This is a genomic window from Salmonella sp. JXY0409-18, from assembly GCF_020268625.1.
Taxonomy (GTDB): domain Bacteria; phylum Pseudomonadota; class Gammaproteobacteria; order Enterobacterales; family Enterobacteriaceae; genus Salmonella; species Salmonella enterica.
In genome coordinates this window covers 2013433-2031216 of sequence record NZ_CP084216.1, presented here as the reverse complement: position 1 = coordinate 2031216, position 17784 = coordinate 2013433, and the positions used below count along the sequence as shown (strand labels likewise).

15 protein-coding genes are annotated in these 17784 nt (G+C 51.2%); 14 read left to right on the top strand and 1 reads right to left on the bottom strand.

The window, feature by feature from the left end:
* Window positions 1-78 precede the first annotated feature (78 nt).
* The 3 genes from pth (at window position 79) to LDB27_RS09720 (ending at window position 3524) form a co-directional block, all read left to right on the top strand.
* Window positions 79-663 (top strand): aminoacyl-tRNA hydrolase, encoded by a 585-nt coding sequence (gene pth / locus LDB27_RS09730; protein WP_000985595.1) that lies wholly within the window; start codon window positions 79-81, stop codon window positions 661-663.
* A 116-nt stretch (window positions 664-779) separates the two neighbouring features.
* Complete coding sequence (gene ychF, locus LDB27_RS09725) at window positions 780-1871, top strand: redox-regulated ATPase YchF (protein WP_000505850.1); 1092 nt, start codon at window positions 780-782, stop codon at window positions 1869-1871.
* An 885-nt stretch (window positions 1872-2756) separates the two neighbouring features.
* Window positions 2757-3524 (top strand): hypothetical protein, encoded by a 768-nt coding sequence (locus LDB27_RS09720; protein ID WP_001137287.1) that lies wholly within the window; start codon window positions 2757-2759, stop codon window positions 3522-3524.
* Between the two features lie 489 nt (window positions 3525-4013).
* Here LDB27_RS09720 and LDB27_RS09715 read toward each other — a convergent pair whose 3' ends face one another.
* Window positions 4014-5279 carry a DUF4427 domain-containing protein gene (locus LDB27_RS09715; RefSeq protein ID WP_000794372.1) on the bottom strand — a complete coding sequence of 422 codons (1266 nt, stop codon included), beginning with the start codon at window positions 5277-5279 and terminating at the stop codon, window positions 4014-4016.
* A gap of 492 nt (window positions 5280-5771) precedes the next feature.
* Between LDB27_RS09715 and hyaA the strand changes: the two genes are divergently transcribed.
* The 11 genes from hyaA (at window position 5772) to LDB27_RS09660 (ending at window position 17726) form a co-directional block, all read left to right on the top strand.
* Entirely contained in the window at window positions 5772-6890 is a 1119-nt protein-coding gene (gene hyaA / locus LDB27_RS09710) for a hydrogenase 1 small subunit (RefSeq protein ID WP_001058312.1), read from the top strand.
* Window positions 6887-8680 (top strand): Ni/Fe-hydrogenase large subunit, encoded by a 1794-nt coding sequence (hyaB, locus tag LDB27_RS09705; protein ID WP_000070982.1) that lies wholly within the window; start codon window positions 6887-6889, stop codon window positions 8678-8680. Before hyaA ends, hyaB begins: the two co-directional genes overlap by 4 nt.
* 18 nt (window positions 8681-8698) lie before the next feature.
* Window positions 8699-9430 carry a Ni/Fe-hydrogenase b-type cytochrome subunit gene (hyaC, locus tag LDB27_RS09700; RefSeq protein WP_000147031.1) on the top strand — a complete coding sequence of 244 codons (732 nt, stop codon included), beginning with the start codon at window positions 8699-8701 and terminating at the stop codon, window positions 9428-9430.
* Complete coding sequence (hyaD, locus tag LDB27_RS09695; protein ID WP_000993801.1) at window positions 9427-10023, top strand: hydrogenase 1 maturation protease; 597 nt, start codon at window positions 9427-9429, stop codon at window positions 10021-10023. The genes hyaC and hyaD overlap by 4 nt, the downstream gene beginning before the upstream one ends.
* The gene (hyaE, locus tag LDB27_RS09690) at window positions 10013-10417 is read left to right on the top strand and encodes a hydrogenase-1 operon protein HyaE (RefSeq protein WP_001262570.1); all 405 of its coding nucleotides are present in this window, start codon (window positions 10013-10015) and stop codon (window positions 10415-10417) included. The genes hyaD and hyaE overlap by 11 nt, the downstream gene beginning before the upstream one ends.
* Window positions 10414-11262 carry a hydrogenase expression/formation protein gene (locus tag LDB27_RS09685; protein ID WP_225519943.1) on the top strand — a complete coding sequence of 283 codons (849 nt, stop codon included), beginning with the start codon at window positions 10414-10416 and terminating at the stop codon, window positions 11260-11262. Before hyaE ends, LDB27_RS09685 begins: the two co-directional genes overlap by 4 nt.
* Window positions 11263-11336: 74 nt before the next feature.
* On the top strand, window positions 11337-12881 hold the full coding sequence (gene appC / locus LDB27_RS09680) for a cytochrome bd-II oxidase subunit 1 (RefSeq protein ID WP_000263601.1): 1545 nt from the start codon (window positions 11337-11339) through the stop codon (window positions 12879-12881).
* Window positions 12882-12892: 11 nt separating this feature from the next.
* Window positions 12893-14029 (top strand): cytochrome d ubiquinol oxidase subunit II, encoded by a 1137-nt coding sequence (gene appB / locus LDB27_RS09675; RefSeq protein WP_000888107.1) that lies wholly within the window; start codon window positions 12893-12895, stop codon window positions 14027-14029.
* Between the two features lie 12 nt (window positions 14030-14041).
* Window positions 14042-14131 carry a cytochrome bd-II oxidase subunit CbdX gene (cbdX, locus tag LDB27_RS09670; protein ID WP_000270306.1) on the top strand — a complete coding sequence of 30 codons (90 nt, stop codon included), beginning with the start codon at window positions 14042-14044 and terminating at the stop codon, window positions 14129-14131.
* Between the two features lie 394 nt (window positions 14132-14525).
* On the top strand, window positions 14526-15800 hold the full coding sequence (locus LDB27_RS09665) for a Glu/Leu/Phe/Val family dehydrogenase (protein WP_001519734.1): 1275 nt from the start codon (window positions 14526-14528) through the stop codon (window positions 15798-15800).
* A gap of 213 nt (window positions 15801-16013) precedes the next feature.
* Window positions 16014-17726 (top strand): alpha,alpha-trehalase, encoded by a 1713-nt coding sequence (locus LDB27_RS09660; protein WP_000612816.1) that lies wholly within the window; start codon window positions 16014-16016, stop codon window positions 17724-17726.
* Window positions 17727-17784 lie beyond the last annotated feature (58 nt).

Sequence of the window (17784 nt, the reverse complement as noted above, 5' to 3'; positions counted from 1 at the left end):
AGTGTCGCTGTGTTTTGTCAAGCGGGCAGACAGACAGTAAACTACGCGCCAGTTATGGATCTACTCAGGACAAAAAACGTGGCAATTAAATTGATTGTTGGTCTGGCGAATCCCGGCGCGGAATATGCCGCGACGCGACACAATGCAGGCGCATGGTACGTCGATTTACTGGCGGAGCGCCTGCGTGCGCCATTGCGTGAAGAGCCTAAATTCTTTGGCTATACCTCACGCATCACGCTGGAAGGGGAAGATGTTCGCCTGCTGGTACCCACCACGTTCATGAACCTCAGTGGTAAAGCAGTTGGCGCAATGGCCAGTTTTTACCGTATTCAGCCGGACGAAATTCTGGTCGCTCACGACGAGCTGGATCTCCCTCCGGGCGTCGCGAAATTTAAACTTGGCGGCGGCCACGGCGGCCACAATGGTCTGAAAGACATCATCAGCAAGCTGGGCAATAATCCCAACTTTCACCGCTTACGCGTTGGAATTGGTCATCCAGGCGATAAAAATAAAGTTGTTGGTTTCGTGCTGGGTAAACCCCCTGTTTCTGAACAAAAATTAATTGATGAGGCCATTGACGAAGCGGCACGCTGTACGGAATTGTGGTTCAAAGAGGGTCTGGCCAAAGCAACAAGCCGTTTGCATACCTTTAAGGCGCAATAACCAGTGATGTGCGGCATTTTTGCCGCACGCCGTGTATAATAGGCGAAGTTATTTCCATTTCTGCAATCTGTTTTCTATAACAGGTTGATTATTAAGATATTAAGGTGAGTTAAATCATGGGATTCAAATGCGGTATCGTCGGTCTGCCCAACGTCGGGAAATCCACCCTGTTCAACGCGCTGACAAAAGCCGGTATTGAAGCGGCAAACTTTCCGTTCTGCACTATCGAACCGAATACCGGTGTCGTGCCGATGCCCGATCCGCGTCTGGACCAGTTGGCTGAGATTGTTAAACCGCAACGCATTCTACCAACCACGATGGAGTTCGTGGATATCGCCGGTCTGGTGAAAGGCGCGTCCAAAGGCGAAGGGTTGGGTAACCAGTTCCTGACCAATATCCGTGAAACCGAAGCTATCGGTCACGTGGTTCGCTGCTTTGAGAACGACAATATCATCCACGTGGCCGGTAAAGTAAATCCGGCAGAAGATATTGATGTTATCAATACCGAACTGGCGCTGGCTGACCTCGATACCTGCGAGCGCGCTATCCATCGCGTACAGAAGAAAGCCAAAGGCGGCGATAAAGACGCCAAAGCGGAACTGGCCGCGCTGGAAAAATGCCTGCCGCACCTGGCCGAAGCGGGGATGCTGCGTTCGCTGGACCTGACGGACGAAGATAAAGCGGCTATCCGTTATTTAAGCTTCCTGACGCTGAAGCCGACGATGTATATCGCTAACGTCAATGAAGACGGTTTTGAAAATAACCCGTATCTCGACCAGGTTCGCGAAATCGCCGCCAAAGAAGGTTCGGTCGTGGTTCCGGTGTGTGCCGCCGTCGAAGCTGATATTGCTGAGCTGGATGATGACGAGCGCGACGAATTTATGGCTGAACTGGGTCTGGAAGAACCGGGGCTGAACCGCGTTATTCGCGCAGGTTATCGCCTGCTGAACCTCCAGACCTACTTTACCGCCGGGGTGAAAGAAGTTCGCGCATGGACCATTCCGGTTGGCGCAACCGCGCCGCAGGCGGCAGGTAAAATCCATACCGACTTCGAAAAAGGCTTTATCCGCGCCCAAACTATCGCCTTTGACGACTTTATTACCTATAAAGGTGAACAAGGCGCGAAAGAAGCCGGTAAGATGCGAGCGGAAGGCAAAGATTACATCGTTAAAGATGGCGATATAATGAACTTCCTGTTCAACGTCTAAATAACATTTGTTGTCTCATGAGGTTTTGCTGAATCTCATGACAGCGGTAAACCCTATAAAATCCACGCCATTGCGTGGATTTTTCATTTCATAGTATCTCAGATGAGAGCGTAGAAACGCGGCTAAAAATGAGCATTCCGGTGAATACAATAAGCAGCTATTTTCACGCGTGATAAGTCCGCCCACTCAAATTAGCTGAGCATCCAGAAGCTCACTACAGTTAACGTTTTCAAAATGGCAGTGAATTGTCTGAATGACTGGTTCCAGAACAGATAGACTCGTCACCAACGACTACATAATTTAGGAAACAATGTTCACGAATTGTATATCTACACCAAAAAGATACGATATTTTCTATCAATGGAATATCTATGAGGTGAATTTTTACCACCATTATCACCCATATTATAAATATTAGGAACTTCAGTATCGGTAGATTTCTAAAAGCACCTTCTAACAGGCTTCAAAACGGTGTCCGCCCCTGCATTCTTTAGGGCCCCGAAGAATTTACTGTCCGTTGAAAGGGAAATTTCATTCGATTTTCGTATATCAGCATTGGTAAATATTAATATTTGGTCACGAATTTAACAACCAACCATAATAGCTATCACAGCGTTGCGAAACCATAAAGTATTTTAAACATATCATTTATAACTATTCAGATTGATATTATTCATCAATTTTATGCAAGCTGAGAATAGATTAATTCAAGCAATCTAATCACCACTGAGTGCAGATTAACGATAATTATATTGATTATTATCAAGCTACAGTAATATCCTGTGGTAAACTGCATATGTTCATTATAATGTATCATAAAAGAACATTTCATTTTTCAGCTAAATTTTACTACAAGGTTTAAACATCTAAGCTTAAGGAGCACATATGCCAAGAGGACTAATCTCAGGCCGAGACTATTCGGAATGCGATATCTTTGACCATACTTTATATCCAAGAATGAAGGAGGAACCTCTTCTTAATGAAGATGACTGTATTGTTGTCCCTGTAAGAAATGAGATTACTCCCCATTTCAGAAGAGTAGGAAATCCATCTTTCGGCAAGAGGTTAGGTAGAGCCGAAGATAATCCAACTCACGATAATTGCGTAAATTATTTATATGATGAGTTAAATGATAAAAATATTGAAGCTGTTAAGTTCTCTACATATGTTTTTGCAGAGGATCGAACATATGAAGAGCAAGTAATTTTTAGTCCGCTGAAAGATAGTGATTTTGGGTGGTATAAAGAAAAGGACGCACGTATTGCATTTCATGAGGATTCTTATATTCAACCCGATATTGGAGGAAGGGATAGAAACAAATTTTTCCCCCGCTCAGCCTATCCAAACATTATCATTGAAGTAATTCGTACTCACTACCCAGAAAGGGATATCTTTCAGAAACTCCTTGAGCTTTCAAAAACAAATCACCACGTTTATTTTTATTTTATAGATGAAGGAAACAAAAAATCAAAACTAAATAGTCTTTCTATTAAAAATGGCATATTGACATTAAGAGTATCTCACTATCTAATTGGTGGTCAACTCTATAAGAATGGTAATTGCTATGCGCCAAAAGGTGAGGATGAATCTTTCGAGCACTGGTATCAATATCTTGAAAATAGTTATTTTACAAATGCTATGGAAAGAGCTTAACAAGTTCAGACAGCATTTTATGATGCATAAAAGAGTATGAAAAGTGCCTGTTATCAGAGGTTACTAGTAATTCTCTGTAACTGCCTGCTTTCTTGAAGGTGAGCGTTCAGACGGTCACCAAACTCCGATAATAAAATGGTTCTTCGCCAGCACTCCAGAGCAACATACTCCATTTTTCGACGCATCCTTGATCGCCGGATAAATAATCTAGCCTCCGTCAGAAATACTTTGCGTTTCTCAAAGGCTGTCCATAGCGATTCGACAGCGCCTATAGTTTTTAAGGGCTGTAGCAACTTTCGTAGCGAGCCGCAGAATTTTAATTCATCCACAAGCTGCCTGACTCTGTTGTTGGAATACACATATCAAAAACAGACAGATGTGCAATTTTAATTACAGTCTATTTTATAATAGCCTCTAATGTCTTTCATTCATCTGTAAAATCAATGCGTTAAATTAACGCAGAGCTAACAGGGTAAGTTCTTTTCTTAATTACCAGTCGACATTCACTGTATGATTATAAAAAGGATGCTGATCCTTTAGCGGCGTCTCATAACTTGGGATCGCATCATAATGATCTTTTCCCTGAACGGAATACCTTCCCGCTTCGATATCAAAACGATGTTTGAGCCATCCCGCAATATGACTTGCGAAAGCTTCTTTTCTTCTTAATGGCCAATCAACAGAAGCCAAATTAACATCTAATAAGTACCGCCCTTCTTTATTAACCTTGATCATTCCAGCCTGCAGTAACGCCCGTACCACCTGGGATTGGTTATCATGAATCCAGACCCAGGCATTTCCAAATTCCATTGCATAACTATCATTTAAAAAATCTTTTTTTGAATATAATTCATTTACATAATCATTGATAGAATCAGCATAATTTTTTACTTTAGATGCAGATAAATCAAAAAAAGATTCAAATTCAAATGTATTATCATTAATACAGGACAGTAACGCGCCCGGTTCCGAGAGCTGGGTCCATGATTGTAAACTCTCTACAGCTATAATGAATTTGAAAGTATTTCTTCCAATGATACCCCGGTCAATTAAAGTTAAAATATCGTGAGCTACGGTAGGAATATCTTCTACAAATGGGACGATTATTCCCGCACCACTTATTTCGCTTGATTTAAAATCAAACCCTGGGGTGCTTTCAATGTTTTCCGGAATACCATACTCTTTAATATGATTAAGGAATTTTTTAATATCGCCACGATATGGCCATCGCCATTCGCGTTCATGCGTCCAGTCAATCTTACCTGGAACATAAGTAACATATCTATATTGTTCAATCAAAGGAAGAGCAGTTTCATCAAGAATACGTTCCCCGTTTCTGCCTTGCGAGCATCTAGCATTGTTATGCTCATCCAACCCATATATGACTGGCCTTGCCCCATAATTAAACATTTGCTCTTTAGGTAAAACGATTGCATATAAACCGATTTTTTCTTTTCGTTCTAATCGGCGAACACCAGTTTCTAAATAAGCTGCAATCGGCATATCTGTAAAGCATACCACCGGGGAGTCACCATATACGGTTCGTTGCCCATTTCGGTATGACCAGGACGAGAAAATTTTATGACTGCGTAAAGATAATCGAAGTAAATATTTAGCATCAATGAAACATGCGTGGTGCTGATTATTAAAACCACAGTGTTCAGGGAAATAAATATGGCTACCGGTCTCTAAATCAACGTCCCGAAAAAAATGAATCAAATAATCGGACAAGTCAAATCTGATGTTATTTTTCATGGGACGCCCTCTTTCAAACGGTCTCTTTTTTGCATTCCTTTAAAACCAGCATCACTATTTTATATAAAAATCTTCACGAAGTATGCTTCTTTTAACGATGACATCAAATCCTCCCTCCTTTTGCGTCAACTTACGTATCCTGAAATGGCGAGACCAGGCTAAATCTACCCGAGGTCACTCACTGAAACCTCATCCTGGAACAAGCTCAACCGTCCTTCCCCGCCACGGCCCTTTCGCCGAAAAACCGATAATGGGTATAAATATACCGCTATAAGCTATACCCACACACTTCACATTGTTTCTTATCGTTAATCCGATACGCTTTTTTCACATTATTTCTGGCGATATACGCCGGTGCAAAGTGAATCGGGCTCGTTTCCGCGCTCGCGCGTAACACAATGATTTGCCTTGCTGGCGGAACGTCAACGGACCCGCAAAAGCGCCTTATGCCCCTGGCGGAGCGTGGTGCAAAAAGGAGAAAAAATACGCGTTATGAATAACGAGGAGACCTTTTATCAAGCCATGCGTCGTAAGGGAGTGACCCGACGCAGCTTTCTCAAATTCTGTAGCCTTGCCGCCACATCGCTGGGACTGGGCGCCGGAATGACGCCAAAGATCGCCTGGGCGCTGGAGAATAAACCGCGGATTCCGGTGGTCTGGATTCATGGACTGGAATGCACCTGCTGTACCGAATCCTTTATCCGTTCCTCGCACCCGCTAGCCAAAGATGTGATCCTCTCGCTGATTTCCCTCGATTATGACGACACCCTGATGGCCGCCGCCGGCGCACAGGCCGAAGAAGTCTTTGACGATATTACCACTCGCTACGCTGGGAAATACATTCTGGCGGTGGAAGGCAATCCACCGTTAGGAGAACAAGGGATGTTCTGTATCAGCGGCGGTCGCCCGTTTATTGAAAAACTGAAGAAAGCCGCCGCGGGCGCCAGCGCTATTATTGCCTGGGGAAACTGCGCTTCCTGGGGTTGCGTCCAGGCCGCCCGCCCCAATCCGACCCAGGCAACGCCTATCGATAAAGTGATCACCGACAAGCCGATCGTGAAGGTCCCTGGATGTCCGCCAATCCCGGATGTCATGAGCGCCATTATCACCTATATGGTGACGTTTGATCGTCTGCCGGAGCTCGATCGCATGGGCCGTCCACTAATGTTCTACGGTCAGCGTATCCACGATAAATGCTACCGCCGCGCCCATTTTGACGCCGGTGAATTTGTCGAGAGCTGGGATGATGACGCCGCCCGCAAGGGATACTGCCTGTACAAGATGGGCTGTAAAGGACCAACCACCTATAACGCCTGCTCCTCCACACGCTGGAATGACGGCGTCTCCTTTCCTATCCAGTCCGGTCACGGATGTCTGGGATGTTCAGAAAATGGTTTCTGGGATCGCGGCTCGTTTTATAGCCGCGTGGTGGATATTCCCCAGATGGGTACCCATTCAACCGCCGATACGGTGGGGCTGACCGCGCTGGGCGTGGTCGCGGCGGGCGTTGGCGGTCACGCTGTCGCCAGCGCGCTCAACCAACGTAAACGCCACAAACAACAGTTAGCGCAAGCCGAACAACAGCCGGACAATGAGGATAAACAGGCATGAGTAACCAGTATCAAACCCAGGGTTATACCGTTAACGACGCCGGCCGTCGTCTGATCGTGGACCCGATTACCCGCATCGAAGGGCATATGCGCTGCGAAGTGAACATTGATGAGCAAAACGTCATTACCAATGCCGTTTCCTGCGGCACGATGTTCCGCGGGCTGGAGATCATTCTGCAAGGCCGTGACCCGCGTGACGCCTGGGCGTTTGTTGAACGTATTTGTGGTGTCTGTACCGGGGTACATGCTCTGGCATCGGTGTACGCTATCGAAGATGCGATTGGTATCCAGGTGCCGGATAACGCCAATATTATACGTAACATCATGCTGGCTACGTTGTGGTGTCACGATCATCTGGTCCATTTTTATCAGTTAGCCGGTATGGACTGGATTGATGTTCTGAATGCGCTGAAAGCCGATCCGCGCGCCACCTCGCAGTTGGCGCAAAGCCTTTCCGCCTGGCCGATGTCATCGCCGGGCTACTTCTTTGACGTACAAAATCGATTGAAGAAATTTGTCGATGGCGGCCAGCTTGGGATATTCCGTAACGGCTATTGGGGACATCCACAGTACAAACTGTCGCCAGAGGCTAATCTGATGGGTTTTGCCCACTATCTTGAAGCCCTCGACTTCCAACGCGAGATCGTCAAAATCCATACCATATTTGGCGGTAAGAACCCCCATCCTAACTGGATCGTCGGCGGGATGCCGTGCGCGATCAATCTCGATCAAAGCGGCGCGGTCGGGGCTATCAATATGGAGCGCCTCAACCTGGTGCAGTCGATCATCACCCGCACCGCCGACTTCATTAACAACGTGATGGTTCCGGACGCGCTGGCTATCGGCCAGTTCAATAAAGCATGGAGTCAAATTGGCACCGGTCTGTCGGATAAATGCGTGCTGAGTTACGGCGCATTTCCGGACATTGCCAACGACTTCAGCCAGCAAAGCCTGTTAATGCCGGGCGGCGCGGTGGTCAATGGCGATTTTAAAAATGTCATGCCGGTAGATTTGGCCGATCCGCAGCAGATACAGGAGTTTGTGGATCACGCCTGGTACCGCTATCCGGACGATCGGCTGGGTCGTCATCCTTTTGACGGCATTACCGATCCCTGGTACAACCCGGGTGATGTCAAAGGCAGCGATACGCATATCCAGCAGCTCAACGAGCAGGAACGTTACTCCTGGATTAAAGCGCCGCGCTGGCGGGGTCATGCCATGGAAGTCGGCCCGCTTGCCCGAACGCTTATCGCGTACCACAAAGGGGATGCCGCCACCATAGAGTCGGTAGATCGCATGATGTCCGCCCTTAAACTGCCGCTCTCCGGTATCCAGTCTACGCTTGGTCGTATTTTATGCCGCGCGCACGAAGCGCAATGGGCCGTCGGTAAGCTGCAGTATTTTTTCGACAGGCTTATGACCAACCTGAAAAACGGCGACCTGGCCACCGCCAATACCGAGAAATGGGAACCGGCCAGTTGGCCGCAGCACTGCCGCGGCATCGGTTTTACCGAAGCGCCTCGCGGAGCGTTGGGACACTGGGCGTCAATACGCGATCAGAAGATTGAACTCTATCAGTGCGTGGTCCCCACCACCTGGAACGCCAGCCCACGCGATCCTAAAAAACAGATCGGCGCCTATGAAGCGGCATTGATGGGAACGCAAATGGCGATTCCCGACCAACCGTTAGAAATCCTGAGGACGCTGCACAGCTTCGACCCCTGCCTCGCCTGTTCAACCCACGTGCTCGGCGACGACGGCAGCGAACTGATTGCCGTCCAGGTACGCTAAGCGTTAAGGAAAAGAACGATGACTGGAAAGCTATCTCCACGCGTCGGGGAGGCGCGTGATACTGCCGTCAGCCACTATGTGTTTGAAGCGCCGGTACGCCTGTGGCACTGGCTAACGGTGGCCTGCATGTTGGTACTGATGGTAACAGGCTACTTCATTGGCCGACCGCTGCCGTCGGTGAGTGGCGAGGCGACCTATCTGTTTTACATGGGCTATATCCGGCTGATCCACTTTGCCGCCGCGATGATCTTTACCGTGTTACTGCTGGGGCGAATTTATTGGGCCTGTGTCGGCAACCGCTATTCGCGAGAGCTGTTTATCGTCCCGGTCTGGCGTCGCAGTTGGTGGCAAGGCGCTTTCTCCGTGGTCCGCTGGTATCTGTTTCTGGAGAAAAAACCGGGGAGCGACATCGGACATAACCCTGTCGCGCAGGCCGCGATGTTCGGCTATTTCCTGTTATCGGTATTTATGATCCTCACCGGTTTCGCTCTGTTTGGCGAGCATAGCCAGTACGCCATCTTTGCGCCGTTCCGCTATGTAGTTGAATTTTTCTACTGGACCGGCGGCAACTCCATCGATATTCACAGTTGGCACCGACTGGGCATGTGGCTGATCGCCGCCTTCATCGTCGGGCACGTTTACCTCGCTATCCGGGAAGACATTATGTCCGACGATACGGTGATCTCCACCATGATCAATGGCTATCGCAGCCACAAATTCCCCAAACCACACGACAAGGAGCCCTCATGAATGCGCAACGCGTAGTGGTGATGGGGTTAGGAAACCTGCTGTGGGCCGATGAAGGATTCGGTATCCGGGTCGCGGAGCGTTTGTATGCCCGATATCACTGGCCTGAAGAGGTAGAAATTGTGGACGGCGGTACGCAAGGGCTAAACCTGTTAGGTTATGTTGAGCAAGCCAGCCATCTCCTGCTCCTTGACGCGATCGATTACGGCCTGGCGCCGGGCAGCCTGCGAACCTATGCCGGCGAGAAAATCCCCGCGTATCTCAGCGCCAAAAAAATGAGCCTGCATCAAAACAGTTTTTCCGAAGTTCTGGCGCTGGCCGACATCCGCGGGCATCTGCCCTGTCACATTGCGCTGGTCGGCCTGCAACCGGCGCTACTGGACGACTACGGTGGTAGCCTGAGCGAAATAGCTCGCGGCCAGCTACCGGCGGCGGAACAGGCCGCCCTGGCGCAACTGGCCGCCTGGGGGATCGTACCGCAGGCAAACGAGGTCGCACGCTGCCTGAACTATAAATGCCTGTCGATGGAAAATTATGAGGGAGTGCGCATACGTCAGTATCAGACACGTCTGGAGGGCAAAAGAAGTGGCGAATGACACCCCGTTCTCTGCGCTATGGCAACGCCTGTTAACCCGGGGATGGCAACCGGTAGAGGCTTCCACGGTAGACGACTGGATCAAACTGGTTGGAGATGGCGTCATCCTGTTAAGTAGCGATCCGCGGCGTACGCCGGAAGTCAGCGATAACCCGGTGATGATTGCCGAACTCCTGCGTGAGTTCCCGCAGTTTGACTGGCAGGTGGCGGTGGCCGACCTTGAACAAAGCGAAGCTATCGGCGATCGCTTTAATGTTCGTCGGTTTCCGGCGACGTTGGTTTTTACAGACGGCGAGTTACGCGGCGCGCTCAGCGGCATTCATCCCTGGGCTGAACTGCTCACGCTGATGCGTTCGATGGTTGACACTCCCGCAGCGCAGGAGACAGCACAATGAGCAACGCCTTTTTTCATCTGCTGGGGCCAGGTACGCAGCCTGATGACGCCAGTTTCTCGATGAATCCCTTACCGCTCACCTGTCAGGTCAATGGCGACCCAAGTATGGCGGCGCTGGAGCGCTGCGCTCACAGCCCGGCGGTGATGGCATTGTTGACCGATCTGCGAGGTCAGCTTGCCCGGTGCATTCCGGAAGTCGGCGACGTGCTGGGATGGGAGTTATCTCCCCTGAATGCCGATGATCTCTCATTCCTCAATACGTTATTGGGAGAAGGCGAAGTCTCGGTACGCATTCAGCATCCGGACGGGAGTGAAAGCGAGATCCAGGAGACCATCTTCTGCGGCCTGTGGCGGGTACGCCATCTGCATAACCGACGCCTGCTGACGGATCGTCTGGAAGCGGGTAGCGCGCCCCTGACATTGTGGCAAGCGGCGACTGCCGATACGCTGCCTGACGACTCTCTGCTGCCTCCGCCTGTCGCTGGCCTGATGAATGGACTGCCGCTGGCCCATGAGTTATTGGCGCACGTACGCGATCCGGCGTTGCAACCTCACAGCATCAATTTGACCCAACTGCCACTCAGCGAGGCCGATCGTCTTTTTCTGGCGCGTTTATGCGGACGCGGGAACATCCAAATTCGCATCTCCGGGTATGGCGAAAGCCAAATCAACGCCACAGCATTGCGCCATCTCTGGCATGTGCGCTGTCTGGACGCCCTTAAAGGGCCGTTGCTCGATAGCTATGAGATTTGTCCTTTGCCGGAGCTGGTACTGGCGGCACCGGAAGATCTGGCCGATTCGCGCCAGCGCCTGGATGAAGTCTGCCGATGGCTGGAGACGCGATAACGCTCTCAACAGGAACGTAACCGGTGTCCGGTACTGATTAGCTTTTTACTCTCTTTCTGCCTACAGGAGTTAGCATGTGGGATGTCATTGACTTATCGCGCTGGCAGTTTGCGCTGACCGCGCTGTATCACTTTTTATTTGTTCCTCTTACGCTTGGGCTGATTTTTTTGCTGGCCGTCATGGAGACGATCTATGTGGTGACGGGGAAAACCGTCTACCGCGATATGACGCGTTTCTGGGGCAAGCTCTTCGGGATCAATTTTGCTCTCGGTGTGGCTACCGGCCTGACCATGGAGTTTCAGTTCGGGACTAACTGGTCGCTCTATTCCAACTATGTGGGCGATATTTTCGGCGCGCCGCTGGCGATGGAAGCGTTACTGGCCTTCTTTCTCGAATCCACTTTTGTCGGCCTGTTCTTTTTCGGCTGGCAGCGGCTGAATAAATACCAACACCTGCTGGTCACCTGGCTGGTGGCCTTCGGCTCCAATATTTCAGCATTATGGATTCTGAATGCCAATGGCTGGATGCAGCATCCTACCGGCGCTCATTTCAACATCGATACGTTACGGATGGAAATGAGCAGCTTCAGCGATCTGGTCTTTAACCCGGTGAGCCAGGTGAAATTCGTCCATACCGTCATGTCCGGTTATGTCACCGGCGCCATGTTTATTATGTCCATCAGCGCCTGGTATCTGCTACGTGGCCGCGAGCGTGAAGTGGCCTTGCGCTCGTTTGCTATCGGCTCAGTATTCGGCACCCTGGCCATTCTGGGAACCCTGCAACTGGGGGACAGTTCGGCCTACGAGGTCGCCCAAATTCAGCCGGTGAAACTGGCGGCGATGGAAGGCGAATGGCAAACCGAACCCGCGCCCGCGCCGTTTCATCTGATTGCCTGGCCGCAGCAGGAACAGGAGCGTAATGCGTTTGCCGTGAAGATCCCCGCTCTGCTGGGTATTCTGGCCACCCATTCGCTGGATACGCCGGTTCCGGGGTTAAAAAACCTGATGGACGACACTCTGCCGCGCCTGAAGCGTGGCCGGGAGGCCTGGCTACTCATGCAGGAGATAGCGCAAGGCAATCGCTCGCCGCAGGTACTGAATGCGTTTCACGCCGTTGAGGGCGATCTGGGGTACGGCATTCTGCTGGCGAAATATGCCCCGGATATGAACCATGTGACGCCGGAGCAGTATCGTGCGGCCCAGCGTGGCGCTATTCCTCAGGTGGCGCCGGTGTTCTGGAGTTTCCGTATTATGGTCGGCTGCGGTTCGCTGCTGTTAGTGGTGATGTTGATTGCGTTGATACAGACGCTACGAATGCGTATCGACCAGCATCGCTGGGTATTGCGTATGACGCTCTGGAGCCTGCCGTTACCGTGGATTGCCATTGAAGCCGGTTGGTTTATGACGGAGTTTGGCCGTCAGCCCTGGGCGATTCAGGACATTCTGCCGACCTGGTACGCTCACTCCGCGCTGACGCCGGGCCAGTTGGCCTTCTCAATGGGACTTATCCTCGGACTTTACACCCTGTTTTTAATCGCGGAAGTCTATCTGATGCAGAAGTACGCGCGTCTTGGGCCAAGCGCCATGCAACATCAACAACAAGCGCAACAACAGGGATAAAGGAGACAATCATGTTGGATTATGAAACGTTGCGGTTCATTTGGTGGCTGCTGATCGGCGTTATCCTGGTGGCATTTATGGTAACTGACGGGTTTGATATGGGTGTCGGTTGCCTGCTCCCGCTGATAGCGCGCAACGATGACGAACGCCGGGTGTTGATCAATAGCGTCGGCGCCCACTGGGAAGGAAACCAGGTATGGTTGATTCTCGCGGGCGGGGCATTATTCGCCGCCTGGCCACGGGTCTATGCCGCCGCGTTTTCCGGTTTTTATGTGGCGATGATCCTGGTGCTGTGTGCCCTCTTCTTTCGCCCGCTGGCCTTTGATTATCGGGGAAAAATCGCCAATGCCCGCTGGCGCGCGCTGTGGGATACCGGTCTGGTTATTGGCAGCCTGGTTCCCCCAGTCGTATTCGGTATCGCGTTCGGCAACCTGTTTTTAGGCGTGCCGTTTGCCTTCACGCCGCAGCTTCATGTTGACTATTGTGGCACCTTCTGGCAGTTACTCTCGCCCTTTGCCCTACTGTGTGGATTATTGAGTCTGTCGTTGGTGATTATGCAAGGAGGCGTCTGGTTACAGTTGAAAACGGAGGGCGTTATTCGTCAACGGGCTCTGTCGGCCACCCGCCACAGCGCGCTGCTGATCGTGATCTGCTTCCTGCTGGCCGGTTACTGGCTGTGGGCCGGCGTTGATGGCTTTGTCTTACTCACGCAAGATGCCAACGGCCCTTCCAATCCGCTCTTAAAAGGCGTGGCGATACTCCCTGGCGCATGGATGAACCACTTTATACGCTCGCCGCTACTGCTCATCATCCCGTTGCTCGGTATGATCCTGCCGATTCTGGCTTTCTATGCCTGCCTTCGCGGTCAGACTATTCGTGGATTTCTGTTCGCTTCCCTGACCCAGGCCTGCGTCATCTTTACCGCCGGCATAACGCTATTTCCTTTTGTGATGCCGTCGAGTGTTAGTCCTCTCTCCAGCCTGACGGTGTGGGACAGCACCTCCAGCCAGATGACGCTCGAAATCATGCTGGTGATTGTGCTGATTTTTCTGCCGATCGTACTGCTCTATACGCTGTGGAGCTATTACAAAATGTTGGGGCGTATCAACCTGGAAACCCTCCGCCGCAACGATCATGAACTTTATTAGGGAGCGGAAGCGATGTGGTATTTACTGTGGTTTGTCGGCATTCTGCTGATGTGCTCACTGTCGACACTGGTGTTGGTATGGCTTGAGTCGCGTCAACAATAAAGAGGTAAACCGGGGTCAGCGCCGTCTGACTCCGGTTATTTTTATCTTTTTACGCGCCTGGTGAAGACGTTTCCCCGCCGACAGGACGACATAACATTGATACATGTCGTTATCATAATGTTTACTTTTAGAGGTGCGTCATAATTATGACAAATAGCCGCCTTGCACATATTACGCATATTTAAGCAATTAATTGCATAATTAGCGATATATCACCTCTTATATAGGATAGTTAACCACTTCCCATCCAAAATCATAACGAAAATCCAACTGCCTGCCATTTTTGATCTGAGTTAATTGTTTAAAAAAGTGTTAAATTTATCGCTACATGGTGTGATCTACTATGTACCACGGTCAATTAAAGAACATATTACTTTTATCACTAAGGTTTATCATGGATAAGTTATCTTACGCTTCAGATAGCAGCACATCTGCCTGGAATACCTACCTGCAACAAATCGAGCGTGTGGCCCCTTATCTGGGCGAGTTATCCCCCTGGGTGGATACTCTGCGCCACCCAAAACGCGCTCTGATCGTCGATATTCCGGTACAAATGGATGATGGCACTATTCGTCATTTCGAAGGATATCGCGTGCAGCACAACCTCTCCCGAGGTCCGGGTAAAGGCGGTGTTCGCTACCATCCTGACGTTGATCTCAATGAAGTGATGGCCCTGTCAGCATGGATGACCATCAAATGTGCCGCGCTGAATCTGCCGTACGGCGGCGCCAAAGGCGGCATCCGCGTCGATCCGTTCTCGCTGTCGGAAGGTGAACTGGAGCGTTTGACCCGCCGCTATACCAGCGAGATCGGCATTATCATCGGGCCGCAGAAAGATATTCCTGCGCCGGATGTCGGCACCAACGGTAAAGTGATGGCCTGGATGATGGATACGTATTCCATGAATCATGGCACGACGGTCACTGGCGTCGTCACCGGTAAGCCTATCCATCTTGGCGGTTCGCTGGGCCGTGAAAAAGCGACGGGGCGCGGCGTTTTCGTCAGCGGGCTGGAAGCCGCGCGTCGGGCGAATATCGCCGTTGAAGGCGCTCGCGTTGCGGTTCAGGGTTTTGGTAACGTCGGCAGCGAAGCCGCGCGTCTGTTTGCAGGCGCTGGCGCCCGTGTCGTGGCGATTCAGGATCATACCGCAACGCTGTTTAACGCCACCGGTATTGACATGAAGGCGCTCACGGCATGGCAGACAGAACACAAACAGATAGCCGGTTTCCCGGGCGCGGAAACTATCGCCAGCGATGCGTTCTGGCGTCTGGAGATGGATATTCTGATCCCGGCGGCGCTTGAAGGCCAGATAACTCGTCAGCGCGCGGAAGCCCTGACGTGTAAGCTGGTGCTGGAAGGGGCTAACGGCCCGACCTATCCGGATGCTGATGATGTTCTGGCCAGCCGTGGTATCCTTGTGGTGCCTGACGTGGTCTGTAACGCAGGCGGCGTAACCGTCAGCTACTTCGAATGGGTACAAGATATGGCCAGCTTCTTCTGGAGCGAAGAAGAGATCAACGCGCGCATGGACAAAATCATGACCGACGCTATCGTCCATGTCTGGGAGAAAGCGACTGAGAAATCCTGTTCTCTGCGCACCGCAGCCTATATTGTCGCCTGTGAGCGCATTCTGCTGGCCCGTAAAGATCGCGGTATCTATCCAGGTTAAGGCGACAAATCATTGCGCTAAAATCCACGTCCCGGCGTGGATTTTTTGTCTGTATACCCCGTTTTCCACGCGCGCGCCGATAAATTCTGTCTCAATAAAATGTCTGTTTGTTCGCAAAATAGCGGTTCAATCACGCGTATCTGGTCATCGTAGACTAAGGTTTTGTCATGGTAAATGCCGTTGGCTTTGGCTCACCGCTAAGGAGATAACTTGATGATACCCCCAGAGATTCGCCGTTCTGTTCTACTGCAGAAAGCCATAAAACTGGCGCTGGCAGGGACGCTGCTGACGTTTGCATCGTTTTCGGCGACTGCCGCAGACCCGTCTTCCGACACTGAAACTCCGCAGCCGCCGGATATTTTGCTTGGCCCGCTCTTTAATGATGTCCAGAATGCAAAACTCTTCCCCGATCAGAAAACCTTTGCTGACGCCATACCTAATAGCGATCCGCTCATGATTCTTGCGGATTATCGTATGCAGCGGAACCAGTCCGGCTTCGATTTGCGTCATTTTGTTGATGTTAACTTCACCCTGCCGAAAGCGGGTGAAAAATATGTCCCGCCTGCCGGGCAGTCATTGCGTGAACATATTGATGGCCTGTGGCCGGTGCTGACCCGTTCAACTAAAAACGTCGAAAAGTGGGACTCGCTCTTGCCGTTGCCTGAATCCTATGTCGTGCCGGGTGGGCGATTCAGAGAGATTTACTACTGGGACAGCTACTTTACGATGCTGGGGCTGGCGGAAAGCGGGCACTGGGATAAGGTGGCGGATATGGTGGCGAACTTTGGTTACGAAATTGACGCCTGGGGGCATATTCCTAACGGCAACCGTACCTACTACCTGAGTCGTTCGCAGCCGCCTTTCTTTGCGTTTATGATTGAGTTACTGGCGCAACATGAAGGTGACGATGCGCTGAAAGAATACCTGCCGCAACTGCAAAAAGAGTACGCCTACTGGATGGAGGGCGTTGAGACATTGCAGCCAGGGCAACAAAACCAACGCGTCGTCAAACTGGAAGACGGTAGCGTTCTCAACCGCTACTGGGACGATCGGGATACGCCCCGCCCTGAATCCTGGGTTGAAGATATCGCTACCGCCAAAAGCAACCCCAACCGCCCGGCAACGGAGATCTATCGAGACCTCCGCTCTGCCGCCGCCTCCGGCTGGGATTTCAGCTCCCGCTGGATGGATAATCCGCAGCAGCTCAGTACCATCCGTACCACCACGATTGTCCCTGTCGATCTTAACGCTCTGCTGTATCAGCTGGAGAAAACCCTCGCCCGCGCCAGCGCTGCGGCGGGCGATCGGGCCGAAGCCTCGCAATATGACGCGCTGGCCAACGCGCGGCAAAAAGCCATTGAAATGCATCTGTGGAATAACAAAGAGGGTTGGTATGCCGACTACGATCTGCAGAACAATAAAATCCGTGACCAACTCACCGCTGCCGCGCTGTTCCCGCTCTATGTAAACGCCGCCGCGAAAGATCGCGCCGTGAAAGTGGCGGCGGCGGCCCAGGCGCATCTGCTACAGCCTGGCGGGCTGGCTACCACCTCGGTTAAAAGCGGACAGCAGTGGGATGCGCCAAACGGCTGGGCGCCGTTACAATGGGTCGCTGCCGAAGGATTACAAAATTATGGGCAGGATGACGTGGCAATGGAAGTCACCTGGCGTTTTTTAACCAATGTGCAGCACACCTACGATCGCGAGAAAAAACTGGTCGAAAAATATGACGTCAGCAGTACCGGAACCGGCGGTGGCGGCGGCGAATATCCCCTTCAGGACGGCTTTGGCTGGACCAACGGCGTGACGCTGAAAATGCTCGATCTGATTTGTCCGCAGGAAAAACCGTGTGATAGCGTACCGTCTACTCGTCCGGCATCGTTAAGCGCAACGCCGACAAAAACGCCGTCTGCAGCGACGCAGTAACGCGTGTTTATAGTAGGTTGACCCGGCGCTGACCGGGTCAACGCTTACACGTTCTGCA